The 18727-nt window shown below is 69.5% G+C and carries 14 protein-coding genes and 2 tRNA genes; 4 read left to right on the top strand and 12 right to left on the bottom strand.

Features of this window, described 5'->3' with window-relative positions; all coding sequences use genetic code 11:
* Positions 1-99: 99 nt before the first annotated feature.
* Positions 100-1353 carry an MFS transporter gene (locus FS770_RS08905; RefSeq protein ID WP_144941521.1) on the bottom strand — a complete coding sequence of 418 codons (1254 nt, stop codon included), beginning with the start codon at positions 1351-1353 and terminating at the stop codon, positions 100-102.
* A 101-nt stretch (positions 1354-1454) separates the two neighbouring features.
* Here FS770_RS08905 and FS770_RS08900 point away from each other — a divergent pair, with 101 nt between their 5' ends.
* On the top strand, positions 1455-2456 hold the full coding sequence (locus FS770_RS08900) for a zinc-binding dehydrogenase (RefSeq protein ID WP_126874185.1): 1002 nt from the start codon (positions 1455-1457) through the stop codon (positions 2454-2456).
* Here the strand turns inward: FS770_RS08900 and FS770_RS08895 are convergent.
* Both FS770_RS08895 and lysX read right to left on the bottom strand, forming a co-directional pair.
* On the bottom strand, positions 2446-3114 hold the full coding sequence (locus FS770_RS08895; RefSeq protein WP_232300396.1) for a DedA family protein: 669 nt from the start codon (positions 3112-3114) through the stop codon (positions 2446-2448). The genes FS770_RS08900 and FS770_RS08895 overlap by 11 nt on opposite strands.
* Positions 3115-3178: 64 nt before the next feature.
* Complete coding sequence (gene lysX, locus FS770_RS08890) at positions 3179-6514, bottom strand: bifunctional lysylphosphatidylglycerol synthetase/lysine--tRNA ligase LysX (protein ID WP_145011238.1); 3336 nt, start codon at positions 6512-6514, stop codon at positions 3179-3181.
* Positions 6515-6660: 146 nt separating this feature from the next.
* On the opposite strand from lysX, the gene FS770_RS08885 reads away from it, so the two are divergent.
* Both FS770_RS08885 and FS770_RS08880 read left to right on the top strand, forming a co-directional pair.
* Entirely contained in the window at positions 6661-7815 is a 1155-nt protein-coding gene (locus FS770_RS08885; RefSeq protein ID WP_055086146.1) for an alpha/beta hydrolase, read from the top strand.
* Between the two features lie 16 nt (positions 7816-7831).
* A complete protein-coding gene (locus tag FS770_RS08880) occupies positions 7832-8524 on the top strand; it encodes a hypothetical protein (protein ID WP_145011235.1) in 693 nt (230 codons plus the stop codon).
* A 322-nt stretch (positions 8525-8846) separates the two neighbouring features.
* Here the strand turns inward: FS770_RS08880 and FS770_RS08875 are convergent, their stop codons facing one another.
* The 3 genes from FS770_RS08875 to FS770_RS08865 all read right to left on the bottom strand — a co-directional run bounded on the left by FS770_RS08875 (position 8847) and on the right by FS770_RS08865 (position 12141).
* Entirely contained in the window at positions 8847-10097 is a 1251-nt protein-coding gene (locus tag FS770_RS08875; protein ID WP_055086142.1) for an MFS transporter, read from the bottom strand.
* 465 nt (positions 10098-10562) lie between these two features.
* Entirely contained in the window at positions 10563-11459 is an 897-nt protein-coding gene (locus FS770_RS14105) for a rhomboid family intramembrane serine protease (protein ID WP_244944845.1), read from the bottom strand.
* 127 nt (positions 11460-11586) lie between these two features.
* The gene (locus FS770_RS08865) at positions 11587-12141 is read right to left on the bottom strand and encodes a peptidylprolyl isomerase (RefSeq protein ID WP_174233399.1); all 555 of its coding nucleotides are present in this window, start codon (positions 12139-12141) and stop codon (positions 11587-11589) included.
* Between the two features lie 161 nt (positions 12142-12302).
* Between FS770_RS08865 and FS770_RS08860 the strand changes: the two genes are divergently transcribed.
* Positions 12303-13217: a hypothetical protein gene (locus FS770_RS08860; RefSeq protein ID WP_145011232.1), complete on the top strand. Its 915-nt coding sequence runs from the start codon at positions 12303-12305 to the stop codon at positions 13215-13217.
* Between the two features lie 223 nt (positions 13218-13440).
* Here FS770_RS08860 and FS770_RS08855 read toward each other — a convergent pair whose 3' ends face one another.
* The 6 genes from FS770_RS08855 to gyrA all read right to left on the bottom strand — a co-directional run bounded on the left by FS770_RS08855 (position 13441) and on the right by gyrA (position 18673).
* Positions 13441-14736, bottom strand: a complete 1296-nt coding sequence (locus tag FS770_RS08855; RefSeq protein WP_144941528.1) for an Nramp family divalent metal transporter — start codon at positions 14734-14736, stop codon at positions 13441-13443.
* 181 nt (positions 14737-14917) lie between these two features.
* Positions 14918-14990, bottom strand: a tRNA-Ala gene (locus FS770_RS08850).
* A 52-nt stretch (positions 14991-15042) separates the two neighbouring features.
* Positions 15043-15165: a hypothetical protein gene (locus FS770_RS14220; RefSeq protein ID WP_256385958.1), complete on the bottom strand. Its 123-nt coding sequence runs from the start codon at positions 15163-15165 to the stop codon at positions 15043-15045.
* A gap of 51 nt (positions 15166-15216) precedes the next feature.
* Positions 15217-15290, bottom strand: a tRNA-Ile gene (locus tag FS770_RS08845).
* A gap of 102 nt (positions 15291-15392) precedes the next feature.
* Entirely contained in the window at positions 15393-15905 is a 513-nt protein-coding gene (locus tag FS770_RS08840) for a DUF3566 domain-containing protein (RefSeq protein ID WP_055086134.1), read from the bottom strand.
* Complete coding sequence (gyrA, locus tag FS770_RS08835) at positions 15902-18673, bottom strand: DNA gyrase subunit A (protein WP_055086132.1); 2772 nt, start codon at positions 18671-18673, stop codon at positions 15902-15904. Before gyrA ends, FS770_RS08840 begins: the two co-directional genes overlap by 4 nt.
* Positions 18674-18727 lie beyond the last annotated feature (54 nt).

Here is an 18727-nt window from a genome sequence, read left to right as displayed (position 1 = left end):
TGTTCGTGTTGGGTTCATCCCGGACGATGACGCCGCCGCGGCGCCCCCTTCGACGGGAGGGGCACCGCGATGTCGTCGTCCCTGGGAAGGGGCGCGGCCTCAGCGCAGGGGGTGCTCGAGCTGGTCCCGATGCATGCGCCCCACCAGCACCGCGGCAACACCCAGCGCGGGGGTGAGCACCGCGACGCCCCAGAACACCGCCTCGGGCGGCAGCACCTGGGACACCGGGCCGGCCAAGGCCATGGAGACCGGCATGAGGGAGAGCGAGACGAAGAAGTCCAGGGAGGAGATTCGACCCAGCATGTGCCCCGGAACCCGGCGCTGCAGCAGTGTCCCCCAGATCACCTGGCCCGCTCCACCGGTGGCCCCGAACACGCACAGCGCGAGTGCCATGACCCACCACGAGTGCGTGCTGCCCACGAGTCCGAACGGCAGCGTGCCGAAGCCCCAGAGCCAGATCATGGTGGTCAGGTACTTGCGCGGCAGCTGGAAGGACGCCATGATGCTCGCGCCCACGGCCGTGGAGACCCCGTAGAGCCCGAGCATCGCACCGTAGCCCGCCACCGTGCCGCCCAGGCGATCCACCACCAGGAACGGCACGAGCACCTCCAGGGGGCCCGTGAAGAGGAACACGGCGCTCATGGCCCACAGCAGCGTCCACAGCAGCCAGGGCGTGCGCAGGCAGTAGCGGAACCCCTCCACGAGGTCCCGCAGGGCGGAGGACCGGGCGGGCGCGCCGTCGTCCACGGGAGCGACGTCGCGCTCCGGGAGCCGCAGCCGCAGCATGAAGAAGAGTGCGATCCCGTGGGCCACCGCGATCGCCAGCACCGGGGCACCCGGCAGGGCGAGCCCCGTGAGGACTCCGCCCACCGCGGGGCCAGCGGCGAGCTGCAGCAGCGGGCGGGCTGTGCCCTCCACACCGTTGGCCGCGAGCAGCTGCTCCGGGGGCAGGACGCGGGGAAGGGCGGCCGAGTAGGCGGGGTAGAAGAAGCCCACGGCGCCCGAGAACACGAACGCGGCGAGCGCCAGGTGCCACAGGGCGAGGGTGTCAGTCCAGGTCAGCACGACGATGGCCAGGGCGGTGGTGAGGTTGGCGAGCTCCACGCAGCGCAGGATCACGGGCAGCGGGAAGCGGTCCGCGGCCACCCCGCCCACGAGCACGAAGACCACCGCACCGACCGCACCGGCCGAGGTGACGACGGAGAGGTCCACCGCCGAGCCCCCGAGGGCCATCACGCGGGCCACGAGTGCCACGGCCCAGAGCCCGGAGCCGAAGACGCTCACGCACATGGCCAGCACCAGCACGGTGTAGGCCCGGGAGGAGAATGGTCTGAGGGCTCGGGGCAGAGGCACCGTCACAGGCTACCGGCCGGGCGCGGCACCTCGTGGGCAGGGCCCACACCATGGCCTACCGTGGGACCGAGAACCCGCCCCACTGCCCCGAGGAGCACACCGTGCGCGCAACCCATGTCCCGGCCACCGGGATTGTCAACGTCGAACAGTGGCCCGAACCGGAGGCCACGCGGGACGGAGAGTTCGTGGCCCGCGTGGTGGCGGCCTCTGTGTGCGGCTCGGACCTGCACTCCGCCCTGCACGGGACGCTGCACCCCCGCGGCCCGGAGCTCGCGGGCTATCCCGGCCACGAAGGGGTGGGCGTGGTCGTGTCCTCCCGTTCGGAGAAGTTCCCCGTGGGCACACCGGTGCTGTGCGTGCCGCCGGGTGAGCTGGGCGGCACATTCGCCGAGTTCATCCTGCTGGACGAGGACCACGCGGTCGCGCTGCCCCCGGAGGTGGACCCGGAGGACCTCACCACCATGCGCCGGTACATGATGGCGCAGCAGATGGGCACGTGCCTCTACGCGATGAACCTCTACTGGCCCCGCGAGGTCCCCGAGCGCCACGCGGGCACGTGCGTGATCATGGGCGCGGGCTCGGCCGGCCTCTTCTTCCTGCAGGACGCCCTGCTGCGCGGCTTCGAGCAGGTGATCGTCTCGGACACCCAGCAGCACCGCCTGGACATCGCCCGCCGACTCGGCGCCCGCACGGTCCTGGTGCCGGACGAGAGCCTGCCGGAGGTCGTCTCCGAGCTCACTGGCAACGCGGGGGCGGACCTCGTGATCGAGGCCGTAGGGTCGGACGCGCTGCGGGCGGAGGCTGTGGAGGTCGTTGCCCACCGCGGCATCGTGGGGTGGTTCGGGCTGTACGAGAACTTCGATCCCGCCCCCGTCCCCATCTACGAGGTCTTCCGCAAGTGCGTGCGCCTGCAGGGCTCGGTCGCGGCTCAGTCCGAGCCCGGACTGGTGTCCTTCCACGAGGCCGTGCGCCGCATCCGGGACGGCGAGGTGGACGTGGACTACTGCCTGGGCCCCGTGCACACCCTCGAGGAGACGGGCCAGGTGCTGCGGATCGCGGAGCGCGGCGGTGACGGGAACGTGAAGTTCACGATCACTCCGTAGCGTCCTGCTCCCGACGCCGTTCCCGCAGGCTCGTGAGGATCTGCAGCCCCACCGGGATCAGGGACAGCGCCACGATCAGCACGGCGATCAGGTCCACGTTGTCCCGGATGAAGGGGATGCCGCCCAGCAGGGAGCCGGCCACCACCATGATGGTCACCCACAGGAAGCCTCCCAGGATGTTCCACCCCACGAACTGGCGGTACGGGTGCCGCGCGGTGCCGGCCACCAGGGGGACGTACGTGCGCACGATCGGCACGAAGCGCGCGAGCACGATCGCCCGGCCGCCGTACTTCAGGAAGAAGTCCTCGGTCTGGGTGAGGTACTTGGTCTTCAGGAACCGGGCGTCGTCGGAGAAGAACCGCCGTCCGAACCTGTGGCCCAGGTAGTAGCCCACCTGGTCACCGGCCACGGCCGCGAGGAACGGCACGAGGATCATGAGCCACAGCGGGATGTGCAGCGCCTGGTGCAGCAGCCCGCACGCGAAGAGCAGCGAGTCGCCGGGCAGGAAGGGGAACAGCAGGCCGGACTCGATGAACACCATCAGGGCAGTCCCCGCGAGCGCCCACGGGCCCAGTTGTTCGAGCAGCTGGGCTGGATCCCCCAGGGGGAGCAGTTCCGGGGTGAGCAGCCCCGCCGTGTGCATCAGTTCAGGGGTCATGGTGTCCTAGTATGCCTTCCCTCGCCGGGCCGTGCGGGTGAGTCGCCCCCGCACGCAGGATCCCTCAGTTCTTCTGCGGCTTCACGAACGGGAACCCCAGCACCTCCCGGATGGAGGTGGCCGTCATGAGCATGACCAGCCGGTCTAGTCCGATCCCCAGCCCGCCGGCGGGTGGCATGCCCACCTCGAGGGCGTCCAGGAAGTCGTCGTCCACCTCCATGGCCTCCGGATCCCCCGCCGTGGCCTTGAGGGACTGCTCCGTGAGCCGGTGGCGCTGCACCACGGGGTCGGTCAGCTCCGAGTACGCGGTGCCCAGCTCCATCCCGTTGACCACCAGGTCCCAGCGCTCCACGAGCCCCGGCTCGCTGCGGTGCGGCGCGGTCAGCGGCGAGGTCTCCTCGGGGAAGTCGCAGTAGAACGTGGGGAACACCGTGAGCGGCTCCACGAGCTCCTCGTAGAGGGCCTCGAGCACGGCGCCGGGACCCATGCCCGGGCCGATCTCCACGTCATGCGCCGCCGCCGCCTGCAGCAGCACCTCGAAGTCCGTTCGGATCGAGATCTCGCGCCCCACGGCCCGGCTCACGGCGTCCGTCACGGTGACCACGGGCCACGGCCCGGAGACGTCCGTGGGGGTGGGCTCGGCGTCCGGGGCGTGGACGTCCCGCAGCGGCAGTACGGGCGCACCGTGCAGTGCCGTGGCCACGGCCTTGACCAGGCGCTCGGTCAGCTGCCGCATGACCGTGTAGTCCGCGTACGGGTGGTACGCCTCCAGCGCCGTGAACTCGGGGTTGTGGGTGGCGTCCGCGCCCTCGTTGCGGAAGTTGCGGGCCACCTCGAAGATCGGCCCGCTTCCCGCCACGAGCAGCCGCTTCAGGTACAGCTCCGGGGCGATGCGCAGTGTGAGGTCCATGCCGTACGCGTTGATGAACGTGCGGAACGGCCGGGCGGAGGCGCCGCCGTGCACGGTGTTCAGCACGGGCGTCTCGACCTCCCGGTACCCCTCCTCCTGCAGCAGCCGGCGGACGGTGTCCACGGCCTGCGAGCGCTGCCGCAGCAGGTCCATCCCGTGCGGGTGCACCAGCAGGTCCAGGGAGCGTCTGCGCAGCCGCTGCTCGGGGTTCTCGAAACCGCTGTAGGACACCGGTTGCAGGGCCTTCGCCGCCACGGTCACGCGCCGCGCGAGAATGGACTCCGTCCCCGTGCGAGAGTTCCCCCACCGACCGTCCACCACTAGAAGGTCCCCCACGTCCAGGTTGCGCCGGATCGTGGACCACGTGGAGTCCACGCGTGCGCGGTCCACGAGCACCTGGACGGTCACGCCGCCGTCGGTGAGGTCCACGAAGCCCACGCCGCCGAAGTCGCGGAACCGCCGCACCCGCCCGCTGGTCCGCACCTCCGACGACGACGCCGCGTCGCCTCGCAGGCGCGCGGCCTGCGTGTGCGCGACGGTCTCCGCAGGGGCCAGCCCCACGGGGTACGGGTTGACCCCGTCGCGGGCCAGGGCACGGGCGTGGCGCATGCGGTGGCGCGTCTGCTGCGAGCGCCGGGGCGCGAGCACCCGCATGGGCGCCGGCTCGTGCTGGATCTCCAGGATCTGCTCGAGCGTCCCCGCGTCGAGCTCCGGCTGCGGGGGCGTGCGCACGAACACCGCGGGCAGGAAGCCCTCCACCTGGGCGGTCGCCACGGCCATGCGGGGCAGGGCCAGGACACCGTCGAAGCACGCGTAGCGCGGTACCCACTCGGGCAGGTACTTGGCGTTGGAGCGGTAGAGGCTCTCCAGCTGGAAGAAGCGGTCCATGTAGCCCAGCACCGAGGAGTTGAACCGGGTGATCACGCCCGCACCCAGTTTCTCGGAGTCCTCGAAGACCCCGCGGAACATCGCGAAGTTCAGGGAGACCCGTCTGATCCCGTGCGATGCGCAGTGCTCCATCAGGTCCGTGACCATCAGCTCGGTGACGCCGTTCGGGGTGTGCGGTGCCCGGCGCATCACGTCCAGGGACAGCCCGCCGCGGCCCCACGGCACGAAGGAGAGCAGCCCCTGCTCGGCCCCGTGCTCGTCCCGGGCCACCACCAGCAGGCACTGCCCGTCAGCCGAATCCCCCCACCTGTTCAGGGCCATGGAGAACCCGCGGTCCGGCTCATCGCCACGCCACTGGTCCGCGAGCACACCCAGCCGCGTCAGCTCCTCCGGCGGGAAGTCCTGGTGGCGGGCGATCTCCGTGACCAGCCCGGCACGGCGCGCTCGCCGAACGGCCCGGCGCACCGGCGTCATGGACGAGTTGGCCAGGGAGTAGCGGTCCGGGTGCAGGACGGCCTCGTCCCCCATGACGAGCACGCTGAGGCCCGCTTCCGCATATGCCCGTGCCGCACGTTCCGAGGCGGAGGTGACCGCGGGCAGCAGACCGTAGTGGTGGGCACGGTCGAGCCAACGCCGGATGGCGTCCGGCCACACCGCGGGATCGCCCACCGGGTCTCCGGAGGCGATCGAGACCTGCCCGACTACCCGGAACGTCACGCAGGCCCGGCCGTCCGCGGAGAACACTGCGGACTTGTCCCGCCGCGTGGCGAAGTACCCCAGGGAGTCCTCACCCCCGAACTCGCGCAGCAGCGAGCGCACCGCCACCTCGTCCTCGGGCCGCCACGCGGCCGAGCGGGAGCTGGAGCGCAGGAAGATCAGCACGGCAAGCACGATGGTCAGGGCCAGCAGGGCCGAGGTGAGCTCGGGGAGCCAGGGTGGCACGGTGCTGAGGTAGCGACGTCGCGGGCCCGCCCACCCGAGGCTGCGCACGAGCGCCTCCCCCAGGACGTTCCAGTCGTCGATGGCCGAGCTGGTGGTCGCGAGCAGCAGCGCGTGCGTGGCCGCGACCGTGAGGACCACGCCGCCCACCAGCATCGCCAGCGCGGCGAGTGCACCCCGGGACTCGGTGCGGGCAGGGAACGCGGGGCGCAGCCACCACAGCAGGCCCAGTGCGGCGATGCCCACCGCCACGGCGACCGCGTCGAGCATGGGACTGACCCACACCGGGAAGGGGCCGTGGTGCGGCAGGTCCGGGACCACGGCGCGCAGCACCAGCATGAGCACCGACCAGGTGACACCCACCACCTGGGTGGTGCCCACCAGTACCAGGGCGATCCGCTTGCGCCGCACGAGCGCGCCCGTCAGCAGCCCGAGCACCACCACGGAGACCAGGGACGGCGCCACGGGGAGGTTGAGGGTTCCGAAGAGGATGCTCGGCAGCGGGTTGACCCGGGTGACCCAGTGCAGCAGCAGCAGCACCACACCCGCCGCCGTGGCCAGCGCGAAGATCCAGATAAGGATTCGTGCCCAGCGCTCCTGCCGGGCCGTGGCGGTCCTGACGTCCCGTGTGCGCCTGCCGCGTACCACCTGGGTGTTACCCATCAACTCCCCTTCGAGGGCCCGGCAGAGCGTTCCGGCCGGGTCGGTTGTCCCTATGCTGTGTGCCGAACCGGCACCGCTGAGTACGTCCGGCGGCTCGGCACTGCTGACAAGATACGTGGGAAACCACTGGAAACGAGCACTTCGCAATGGCGTTCTTCGAACTGAACGGGTGGCCCCTGTTCATCACGGTCACCGCGGTCGCGGTGGTGCTGGTGGCCGTCACCGTCCTGGTGCTGCCACGCCAGCGCCGCCCCGGGGTCCTCAAGTACGTCCTGCAGCTCGTGTGCCTGGTGCTCGTGTGCCTGCTGGTGCTCGCAGTCTGCTTCCTGAAGCTGAACATGGACAACCAGTGGTACTCCAGCTGGGGGGACCTGCTCTCCAGCGGCGGGGGCCCGGTGACCACCACGGACGCCGGGGCCGCCATGGTGGCCGTGAAGGCGGTCAAGGAGCTCCCGCACGCGGTCTACAGCACGGGACAGAGCCAGCCCACCCGCAACGCGTCCTTCGGTTCCCAGCTGGATCCCTCCAACACCTCGGGCCAGTGGGTCTACCTGAAGATCGCAGGCAGGCAGTCCGGGATCACCGAGGACGCCACGGTGTGGCTGCCGCCCTCCTACATGCATGAGCCCCAGCGAACCTATCCGGTGATCACGGCGTTCACCGGCTTCCCGGGGGACGTGCGGACCTACACCCAGGCCATGGACATCGCCCACCACATCAAGGCGAACGTGGGCGACTCCACCCTGCGAGAGTCGATCGTCGTGATCCCGGACGTCTACCCCGGCAACAACGACACCGAGTGCGTGGACAGCACCCACGGCAAGTGGGAGACCTACGTGAGCACGGACGTCGTCTCCTGGATCCGCGGCAATCTGCGGGTCTCCACGGACCGGGACGCGTGGGCCACTCTGGGCTACAGCGCGGGCGGCTGGTGCTCCTCCATGTTCACCGTGCGCCACCCGGAGATCTGGTCCCGCAGCGTGAACCTCGCGGGATACTTCGCGCCCATGTACACCAGGGGCCAGGAGTGGAAGACGGCGAACCCCGCCTCGTACGACCTTGCGAAGGTCGTGGCGCGCGAGAAGCCAGACGTGGGCATCTGGTTCTTCTCGGGCGGCGAGGACTCGATCTCTGTGAAGGCGGTCCGCGGCTTTGAGGGCTCCGTCTCCGCGCCCACGGGGCTCTCCAGCAACATCTCGCAGACCGGAGGGCACCGCGTGGCCCTGTGGGAGGCCCAGCTGGACCCGGGGCTGACGTGGCTGGGCAAGACCTCCCCGGCCTTCGCACCGGTGGCGAGCTGACCGGCGGCCCGCGAATATGACCGTGTGGGAATACACCCTGACCGTCCTCGGAACCGCCGTGGCCGGCTTCGACCCAGCACCCATGGTGATCATGGCCGCGGCTCTCGGCGCCGGTGTCCGGCGCCGGCACATGGTGGGGTCCTCGCTGCTGCTGCTCGGTGGCACCGCGGCGTGGGGTCTGACCCTCACCCTGGTGATGGGCCCGCGGCTGCAGGAGGTCGACTGGTGGCACCTGATCCGGCAGGGCAGCATCTCCGCGAGGATCGAGCTCGGCCTCGCGGTCGTGGTCGGTGGCTACGCCGTGTGGCGGGCGCTCGCCCGCCGTCGTGCCCGTGGCGCACCGGCCCCCGAGAAGAAACCGGCCACCACTCTGTGGGCCCTCTACGCCACGGCGTGCGTCTTCGTGGCCATCGTGGTCCTCGATCTCCCGTTCGACGTCCACGTGGCGGTCGCCTCCGCGCGTCCGCTCACCTGGGCAGTCGTCGGATGGATCGTCTGGGCCCTGCTGAGCCAGCTGCCCCTGACCCTGCTCGTGGCGCTCACGGCGGTCGGCAGGCAGGAGCGTTTCTCCCGGATCATGCGCCGCGCGTGGGACACGGTCTCCCCGTGGGTGAACCTGCTCGTCACGTGGCTGCTCGCTCTCGCGGCGCTGCTGATGGCCCTGGACTCGGGCGCCTACCTACTCGCGGGGCACTTCCTGGTCCGCTGAGCCACGTCACGACGACGCCGCCGCGCCGCCACCCTGCCTGGGGTCACCCCTGCGTACCGCCGCCCTCTGTCCGGCCAGCGGGCGCACGGCCACTATCCCTGCGGCCGCCCGGCGTGCGCTGGTCCGTCCCCCGGCGTGCCGCCGACCTTCGTCCAGCCAGGGCACACACGACCGCCGCCCCTACGACCACCCGGGGTCAGATCACCCGCCGTTCGGCGTGCGGAAGTCCGCCCTCCGGCCACCCGCCGTGCGGTAGCCCGCCCCTCCGGTCACCCGCCGCGCGGGACCACGGGGGCCGAGCGGCGTCGCCGTCCAAACCTGCTCAGACCGCTTGCTGCGAGGAGGTCACGGGAAAACCGGACTCCACGCGGCGCCGCCGGTCCCGCTTCTGCCGCTGGACGCCCGCCAGCGCCAGCAGCCCGCCCACGATCGACAGCGCGCACGCGACGAGCGCCGGGGAGCGGTAGCCGAACCCGGCCGAGATCACGGCGCCGCCGAGCAGCGCGCCGATCGAGTTGGCCACGTTGAACGCCGCGTGGTTCAGGGACGCACCCATCAGCTGCGCGCCGCGTGCGGCGGTGATCAGCCAGCTCTGGATGCTCGGCATGATGTAGGAGTTGACCAGGGACATCAGGAACCCCGCCACGAAGATCCCCACGGGCGAGCCGCCCAGCGCGCCCATCAGCAGCAGCACCACGGCGAGCGCCGGGAACCCCACGGCCATCGTGCGGCGGGCGCTGCGGTCGGCGCTGATGCCGCCCACGATGTTGCCGATCGTCATGCCCACGCCCACCACGGCCAGCAGCCACGGGATGGCACCCGCGGGCAGTCCCGCGAGCTCGCGGCCCATCTGGGAGAGGTAGCTGTAGATCGCGAAGAAGCCGCCGAAGCCCACACCGGCCACGCCCATGACGATCCAGACCTGGGGGAGGGTGAAGGCCTTCAGCTCACCGCGGCGGGTGGCACCGGGCAGCGGGGCCTGCCGCGGGACCGTCAGCCACAGGCCGATCACGGTCACGGCGAAGACCACGCTCACCACCCCGTACGCGGCGCGCCAGCCGTAGGCCTGGCCGATCGCCGTCATCACGGGCACGCCCACCACGTTGGCGACCGTGAGGCCCGACAGTGCCAGCGCCACACCCTTGGCCTGGTTGCCCGGGCCCATCACGGTGGCCGCGACGAGGGACGCGAGGCCGAAGTACGCCCCGTGGGGCAGTCCCGCGAGGAAGCGGATCACCAGCAGCCCCGCGAAGGACGGCGCGAGCGCGGAGGCCAGGCTGCCCGCCAGCAGGGCGGAGGCCATCACGAGCAGCATCACGGTGCGGGAGGACTTCGCCCCCAGGAAGGAGATCACGGGGGCACCCACCACCACGCCCACGGCGTACGCGCTCACGAGCCATCCGGCGTGGGCAATGCCGGTCTCGGGGGAGGATCCGTAGAGGTCGGGCAGGAGGTTCTGGGCGATCTGCGGGAGCAGGCCCATGGAGGCGAATTCCGTGCAGCCGATGCCGAAGCCGCCCAGTGCGAGGGCGAAGAGGGCGAGTCGGCGGCGGGCAGGAGTCAGCTGGGTCATGGAGACGCGGCCTTTCCGGGGTTCTCGAGGTGACCCGGGCGATCGGGACGCCGCGGGGATCGGGACTGGGCGCGCACTGAGGAAGGGGCTGAGCAGTGCACGCCGACCGGAGCCTGGGCCCTCCTGCGGCACTGCCGTGCCGGCTGGATGTCGGGGAGGAGTGGGTTCCGGGGTGCCGCGTCGTCGAGGCGTGACTGGCCTGGGGCCTGAATCCATGGAACGCCCCCGCCGCACAGTTTATTCGCGCTCCCGCACACGAGTTGTGGATGTCACACGCGAACCCGGTTCTCCCCATGCGGTGCACGAAGGTTTTCCACAGGTGTGGAGAAGATTGTGCATATCTCGATTAACATGTGTGCGGATGAGGCCAGGACGCCCGGGATACCGCTGTCCACAGGGGTGTTCACAGCTGTGGAATTACAGGTGTGTAAGTTGTTAACAGGTGTGGACAACCCCTGTGGACAGTCAGGCGAGGGGGCTGCGCCGCAGCCCCGGGAGCATGGCGAGCGCCACGAGACCGCCCACCACCAGACCACCCACGTGGGCCTGCCAGGCGACGCCCCCCACCACGAAGCCGAAGACCAGGTTGATCACGATCAGCACCACGATCGGTGTCATGTCGCTCTTGAAGTGGCGCATGAACACGAACATCGCCCCGAAGAGTCCGAAGATGCCGCCCGAGGCACCGATCACGACCACCCACGGATCGCCCAGCAGCAGCACCCCCACCGAGCCGCCCAGCACCGAGAGCAGGAAGAGCACGAGCATGCGCCACGTGCCGAGCAGCGGCTCGAGCATCCGCCCGAAGAGGTACAGCGTGTACATGTTCAGCAGCAGGTGCAGCGGCGAGGGCATCGAGTGGAGGAAACCGCTCGTCAGCATCCGCCACGGCTCGTCCCAGGTCAGGGCTGGAACGTAGCCGAGCACCCTGACCAGGCTGTAGGGCGTCAGCAGCGCCACGAGCCACTGCGCACCCCAGACCCCCACGCAGATCCCGATGAGCCACCAGGTCACGGGCATCCCGGTACGACGACGCCGCGCCGGGGCCCCCACGGGGCGGCGCGGATCGTGGGGTCCCGGTGCCGCCACGCCCTGCGGACGCTGCACGCCATACGGGTCCTGCGCTCCGTACGGCTCGCCGTCGGCGCGGGGACCGGCAGCACCGTGGCCCGGGAGGTACTGGCCGTACTGCGGGGCGGGGACGGGCCCGCCGCCCGGCAGCTCGCCGTCGGGAGCGGAACCGGACGCCGGCGTCTCGTGCGGGACCCCACCGGAGGAGGCGCCACCCCAGGGGGTACGGTCAGCGGGCGTGGGCTCCTGGGGCGTCTCGTCGCGGGGTTCGTCGGGTGAGTGTGGATTCATGTTTTCTCCGGCATGTTCACTGGTGGGAGCGGGGCTGCGGTGATCCTGCAGGCTGCGCAGGGGCCCGGGTACGCGTGAAGCCCACCCGGAGAACCGGGTGGGCTTCATGAGAGGGGGCGTGCGGGTCTCAGACCTCTTCCACGTCGATGGAGGTGATCACGCAGTCCTCCACGGGACGGTCCTGGCCGCCGGTGCGCACGTTGTTGAGCTCGTCCACGACCTTCTTGGAGGCGTCGTCCGCGACCTCGCCGAAGATGGTGTGCTTGCCCTGCAGCCACGTGGTGGGCGCGGTGGTGATGAAGAACTGCGACCCGTTGGTGCCGCGGCCGTTGCGGGTGCCCGCGTTGGCCATGGCCAGCATGTAGGGGGCGTTGAAGTTCAGTTCCGGGCTGATCTCGTCGTCGAAGTTGTAGCCCGGGCCGCCGATGCCCTGACCCAGCGGATCGCCGCCCTGGATCATGAAGTCCTTGATGATGCGGTGGAAGACGACGTCCTTGTAGAGGGGGCCGTTCTGCTTCTCACCGGTGCGGGGATCGGCCCACTCCTGGGTTCCGTCCGAGAGACCGACGAAGTTCTTGACCGTCTTGGGCGCATGGTTGCCGAAGAGCTCCACCACGATGTCCCCGTGGTTGGTGTGGATGGTGGCCTTGTGCGTGGCGATAGCGGAAGTCATGCCTGTCATTGTGGCACGGGGCCCGGGACGGTGGCAGAGCGGGCCGACGTTGTTCAGCGCACAGTGAAAAGCGGCCTGAACCCCTGTTTTCCCCGGGAATTCCAGGGTTCGCAGAACGTATGCTGAGAGAGGAGATGTGCAGAATCATCACCTCTAGGAGGGACACAGACATGAGCTTGTTCAAGAGCAAGGCCCAGAAGCAGGCCAAGGCCGCCAACAAGGCCGCGGAGTCCAAGGTCGTCAACGCCGGGGACTGGCTCTCCAGTGAGATCGGCGAGCTCGGCGAGAAGCTGCAGCACGGTGTGCAGGCCGGCGCGTCCGCTCTCGCGAGCGGCGTCGAGGCCACCGGCCCGTACGTCCAGGACGGACTCGGCCGCGCCCAGGAGCTCGGTGAGGACGTCAAGCACCGCAGCGACAAGGCGAAGGCCGCGGGTGCAGCTGCTGCCGCCCCCCTGGCCGCCAAGGCCGCCAAGAAGACCGCGCGCGGCCGTGCCGCCGCCCAGGAGAAGTACTCTGGCGCCGTCGCCGCCCTGGCCTCCAAGGTCGCGGACGCGGACACCTCGGACCAGTTCGACGCCCTCGTGGCGAAGCTGACCGGCGACAAGAAGACCGTCAAGCGCATCCAGAAGGCCGCGAAGAACTCCGCCAAGGAGTACGCCAAGCAGCAGAAGAAGGCGCAGGGCGGCCACAAGGGCCTCCTGTTCCTCGGCCTGCTCGTGGCCGGCGGCGTGGCCGGTGCGGCAGCGTGGCGCGCCTCCCGTCCGGTCCAGGACCCCTGGAAGACCCCCGCGACCGCGTCCCCGCGCGTCTCGGCCTCGCCCGTCAACACCAACTCCACCGTGGCCGCCGGCGCCGGTGTGAAGGTGGACGACGTCAAGGATCCGTCCTCCCCCGTCCACAAGGAGGGCACTGCGTCGCAGGCGGCCCACCGCGCCACGGACAGCGTGAAGTCCGTGGCGGAGGACGCCAAGCAGACCGTCAACGAGGTCAAGGAGCAGATCAAGGGCTCCGGCAGCGACGACACCAAGCTGGGCTCTCCCGACAACAACTCCAAGCACGATCCGAAGCAGGGCCCCAAGCACTGAGGCCCTGAGACACCGCTTCCGGTGCCTCTGACCACGACGCCGCGCCCCTCGTTCGAGGGGCGCGGCGTCGTCGTCTGGGGGTGGGAGTGCACGGCACCGGCGCGGAAGAGGTGGCCCCGCCAGTGCGGTCGAGCCACGGCGGGGCCACCGCGCACGGTGGTGGGGCCGGTGGCCGCACCACCGCGGCGGCAGACCGTGCTCGGAACCAGGCGCGGAGTCAGGGTCAGGAGAAGATGTCCGACACCGTCTCGTAGGTCTGGTAGACGCCCAGGATGATGAACAGGATGGCGCACACCACGAGCACGGCGTTGGTCCACATCCCGTTGCGCCAGCGCTTGGGCGTGCGCGAGGTGTTGAGCAGTCCCAGCAACGTGATTGCCAGGAACGGCATGAACAGCGCGCCCAGCACCCCGTAGAGCAGGATCAGGAACACGGGGCGGTCGAGGATCAGCAGCAGCATGGGCGGGAACGTGAGCCACAGCAGGTAGAACTTGAAGTACTTTCCACCGTTGCGGGTGTCCGGGTGGCCGCTGGGCTTGTGGCGGATGTTGCCCCAGTAGTCCGCGAACATCAGGGACACACCGGACCACACCCCCACCACGGAGGAGAAGGACGCCGCCCAGAAGCCCACGAGGAACGTCACTCCGATCACGTCCCCGTAGCGCGCCCGCAGCACCTTGTCGAGGTCCAGCAGCCCCTTGTCACCGGCGCCGATCGCGTAGCCGGCGGAGTAGAGTACCTCCGCTCCCACGACCAGCATGGCGAGCACGAAGATGCCCGTGACCACGTACGCCACGGTGTTGTCCAGTTGCATGACGCGCATCCAGCGCGGCTGGTGCCAGCCCTTCTCCCGCAGCCAGTAGCCGTATGCCGCCAGGGTGATGGTTCCGCCCACGCCGCCTGCCAGGGCCAGCGTGTAGACCACGCCCCCCTGCGGGATCACGGGGATCAGACCCGTGATCATCTGGGGGATGTTGGGCAGTGTGATGATCGCCAAGCCCACCATGACCAGGAACATGATCCCCACCATGGCCGCGGTGATCTTCTCCACGAACGCGTAGCGCCCTGCCCACACGATGCCGAAGCCGAGCAGACCCATGAGGATCGCCCACGCCCACAGTGGCAGCACGGGGAAGAGCGCGGCGAGCGGCAGCGCGGAGGAGGACATGGCGGTGGCCCCGTACACGAAGCCCCAAATGAGGATGTACGGGCCGAAGTACCACGTGGTCCAGCGTCCGAGCGACCGCCAGCCCTCGAAGATCGTGCGACCGCTGGCCAGCGAGTAGCGCCCCGCGCCCTCCACGAGCACGATCTTCATGATGGTGCCCACCACCACGGCCCACAGCAGGGTGTAGCCGTAGCGCGAGCCGGCGGTCAGGGTGGCCACCATGTCGGCAGCCCCCACACCCGTGGCAGCCACGACGAGGCCCGGGCCGATCAGACGCCACCGCTGGATCGTCTCCAGGCGTTCGTGGGGGTCCACCGACGGCAGGGGCTGCAGGGGGGTCGTCTCGCGCATACGGCTACTCCACACGTCGGGGTATGAGGGGTGTCACAACATCACACCAAGTCTGTCACGGCGACTCCTCCCTGCCCTGCACGAGGCTCCGCGTGACACACACGCGCCTCGCCTCTGCCCACACGTGAGAACGACCAGAGGCCGCATCCCCGACGGGATGCGGCCTCTGGTCTGTGTGCCGTGGAGCCTAGGAGATTCGAACTCCTGACATCTGCCTTGCAAAGGCAGCGCTCTACCAACTGAGCTAAGGCCCCGTATTCGATTGTGGTGCGCCGCCGCCGCGCGGAACACCTGCGACCGTGGGACTCAGTCCACGGGATCCACGGCCGAATTCCACGCCTCACGCCTGGCTTCTGCGTCCCGCCAGGACTTCACCGCTGCCACCGAGAGTCCGGCAACGGCGATCAGTGCTGCGATACGAGCCTTCATGGGGAACCTTCCGAACGAGAACATCTCGCGGTTGGTGGGGAATTCGAGGGGTGGGCGTACCAGGAATTGAACCTGGGACCTCTTCGTTATCAGCGAAGCGCTCTAACCGTCTGAGCTATACGCCCTCAGCGTGTGCCAGCAGAACACTGTCTGCCTGGCCACGCCAAGACTTTACCGGAGGTTGCTCCCCCGCACCAAATCCCTCGGTGCAGGGGTCCGACCGGGGCTCAGTCGTCCGTGAGCGTGACCCCGATGCCGCCGATCAGCGACGCCGCGATGTTGTAGAGCAGCGCGGCGAGCACCGAGAGCACGGACAGCAGGATCACATTGGCCACCGAGATCACCGTGGCGAACAGGGCCACGTTGCCGAGCGAGAGGAACTTCTTGATGTCTGTGCCGCCAGCGTTGCCGCCGAGCATGGAGAGCATCTCGTTGATCCCGTCGAAGAGGCCGGTCAGGTTCAGCACGATCCACAGCACCAGGGACGCCACGACCGTGATGATGCCCAGGGCCACGGAGAGCAGGAACGCCAGTTTGAGCACGGACCACGTGTCCACCTTGGAGACCACCAGGCGGGCGCGGCGCACCTTTGCCCGTGGTGCCGGCCGCACGAGACCCTTGCCGCCCTTGCCACCCTGCTGGGCCGGGGTCTTCCTGCTGCCGCTCTGCTGGGCGGCGGGCTTCTTGGGGGAAGAAGCCTTCACGGTCTGACCCGCCTTCGAGGCCGAGCTCGCGCTCATGCGTCACCTCCGTTGTCGTTGTCCTCCAACGCTACTGCATCCGCATCGTCCGCCGGGTCACCAGCGTCCTCGACGATCACGACGTCGACCTCCTCGGAGACGGCCTCTCCCTCGCCGCCCCGGATCGCATCCTTCTCGACCGTGGACTCGGTGCGCGCGAACGGATCGACCGCTGTGGCGGCCGCGACGTCCTCGTGCCCGGCCTCCTCGACGCCCTCCTCGGCCACTTCCTTCTCGATCTCGCGCTCCGCGTTGCGGGCCACACCCACGATGGTGTCGTTGGCACCGGGCTTCGCGAAGATCACCCCCATGGTGTCGCGGCCCCGGGACGGCACCTCGCTGACGTTGGAGCGCACCACCTTGCCGCTCTCCATGACCACGAGCACCTCGTCGTTCTCGCCCACGATCAGACCGCCCACCAGGCCACCACGGACCTCGGCGAGCTTGGCCACCTTGATGCCCAGGCCGCCGCGGCCCTGGACGCGGTACTCCTGCACCTCGGTGCGCTTGGCGTAGCCGCCCTCGGTCACCACGAACACGTGCGAGTCGTCCGTGACCACGTTGGCCGAGAGCAGCTCGTCGCCGGAACGGAACTTCATGCCCGTCACACCGGACGTCGCGCGGCCCATGGGGCGCAGGGCGTCGTCGTCGGCCGTGAAGCGCAAGGACTGGCCGTGGCGCGAGATCAGCATGATGTCGTCGTCCGTGTTCACGAGCATGGCCGAGACCAGCTCGTCGCCCTCGCGCAGGTTGATGGCGATCACGCCGGCGGAACGGTTGGTGTCGTAGTCCGTGAGACGGGACTTCTTGACCAGCCCGCTGCGGGTGGCGAGCACCAGGTACGGGGCGTCCTGGTAGGAGTGCAGCTCCATGACCTTGGCAATGCGCTCGTCCGGCTGGAACTCCATGAGGTTCGCCACGTGCTGGCCCTTGGCGTCACGCCCGGCCTCCACGAACTCGTACGCCTTGACCCGGTATACCCGCCCCAGGGTGGTGAAGAACAGGATCCAGTTGTGGGTGTTCGTCACGAAGAAGTGCTCCACGACGTCGTCGCCGCGCAGCTGGGCGCCCTTGATGCCCCGGCCGCCGCGGTGCTGCGCGCGGTACTCGTCCGCGCGGGTGCGCTTGACGTAGCCGTCGCGGGTGATGGTGACCACCACCTGCTGCTGCGGAATGAGGTCCTCCATGGAGACGTCCCCGTCGAAGCCGTAGAGCACCTCCGTGCGGCGGTCGTCCCCGTAGCGCTCCACGATCTCCCCGAGCTCCTCGGAGATGATCTCGCGCTGACGATCCTCGGACGCAATGATCGCCTCGTACTCGTCAATCAGCCGCTGCAGCTCCGCGTGGCGGTCCTGGATCTTCTGACGCTCCAGGGCGGCCAGTCGGCGCAACTGCATGTTCAGGATCGCCTGGGCCTGAGCCTCGTCGATGCCGAGCAGCTCCATCAGCCCGGAGCGCGCCTCCTCCACGGTGGGCGAGCGGCGGATCAGGGCGATCACCTCGTCCAGGGCGTCCAGGGCCTTGAGCAGGCCCAGCAGGATGTGCGCCTCCTCCTGCGCCTGCTTGAGGCGGAACCGGGTGCGCCGCACGATGACTTCCATCTGATGGGCCACCCAGTGGAACACGAAGGCGTCCAGGGACAGCGTGCGTGGCACCCCGTCCACGAGCGCGAGCATGTTCGCGGAGAAGTTCTCCTGCAGCTGCGTGTGCTTGTAGAGGTTGTTGAGCACCACCTTGGGCACGGCGTCCCGCTTGAGCACGATCACCAGGCGCTGACCGGTGCGCCCCGAAGTCTCGTCCCGCATGTCCGCGATGCCCTGGACCTTGCCGTCCTTGACGAGGTCGGCGATCTTGATCGCCAGGTTGTCCGGGTTGACCTGGTACGGCAGCTCCGTGACCACCAGGCAGGTGCGGTTGTTGAGCTCCTCCACGCTGACCACCGCGCGCTGGGTGATCGAGCCGCGGCCGGTGCGGTACGCCTGCTCGATGCCCTTGTGCCCGAGGATCTGGGCGCCGGACGGGAAGTCCGGGCCCTTGACGCGCCTGATGAGCTCCTCCAGCAGGGTCTCGCGGTCCACGTCCGGGTTCTGCAGGTACCACTGGACGCCGTCCGCGACCTCCCGCAGGTTGTGCGGGGGGATGTTGGTGGCCATGCCCACCGCGATACCCGAGGAGCCGTTGACCAGCAGGTTGGGGAAGCGCGCCGGCAGCACGGTGGGCTCCTGCTGCTTGCCGTCGTAGTTGTCCTGGAAGTCCACGGTGTCCTCGTGGATGTCCCGGACCATCTCCATGGCCAGCGGCGCCATCTTGGTCTCGGTGTACCGCGGTGCCGCGGCGCCGTCGTTGCCCGGGGAGCCGAAGTTGCCCTGCCCCAGCGCGAGCGGGTAGCGCATGATCCAGCCCTGGATCAGGCGCACCAGGGCGTCGTAGATCGCGGAGTCACCGTGGGGGTGGTAGTTGCCCATGACGTCGCCGACGACGCGCGCGCACTTGTTGAACGAGCGCTCCGGGCGGTAGCCGCCGTCGTACATCGTGTAGATCACGCGGCGGTGCACCGGCTTGAGGCCGTCCCGCACGTCCGGCAGCGCCCGGCCCACGATCACGGCCATCGCGTAGTCCAGGTAGGAGCGCTGCATCTCCGTCTGCAGGTCGATCTGCTCCACTCGGTCTCCAGCGGTCTCTACCTCCCCGGTCCCGACCTCCGTGATGACCTCGGGGGTGTTCTCCGGCTCCACGGGACCGTTGCCGTCCTGCGTCTCGTCACTCATGCGTTGCTGTATCCGTTTCGTCTTGGCCTTCACGGCCCACTGCTGTACATGCCG

The organism is Kocuria salsicia, from assembly GCF_007681555.1.
GTDB classification, from domain to species: Bacteria; Actinomycetota; Actinomycetes; order Actinomycetales; family Micrococcaceae; genus Kocuria; species Kocuria salsicia.
The sequence above is the reverse complement of the archived record's forward strand: the minus strand, read 5'-3'. Positions and strand labels throughout refer to the sequence as shown.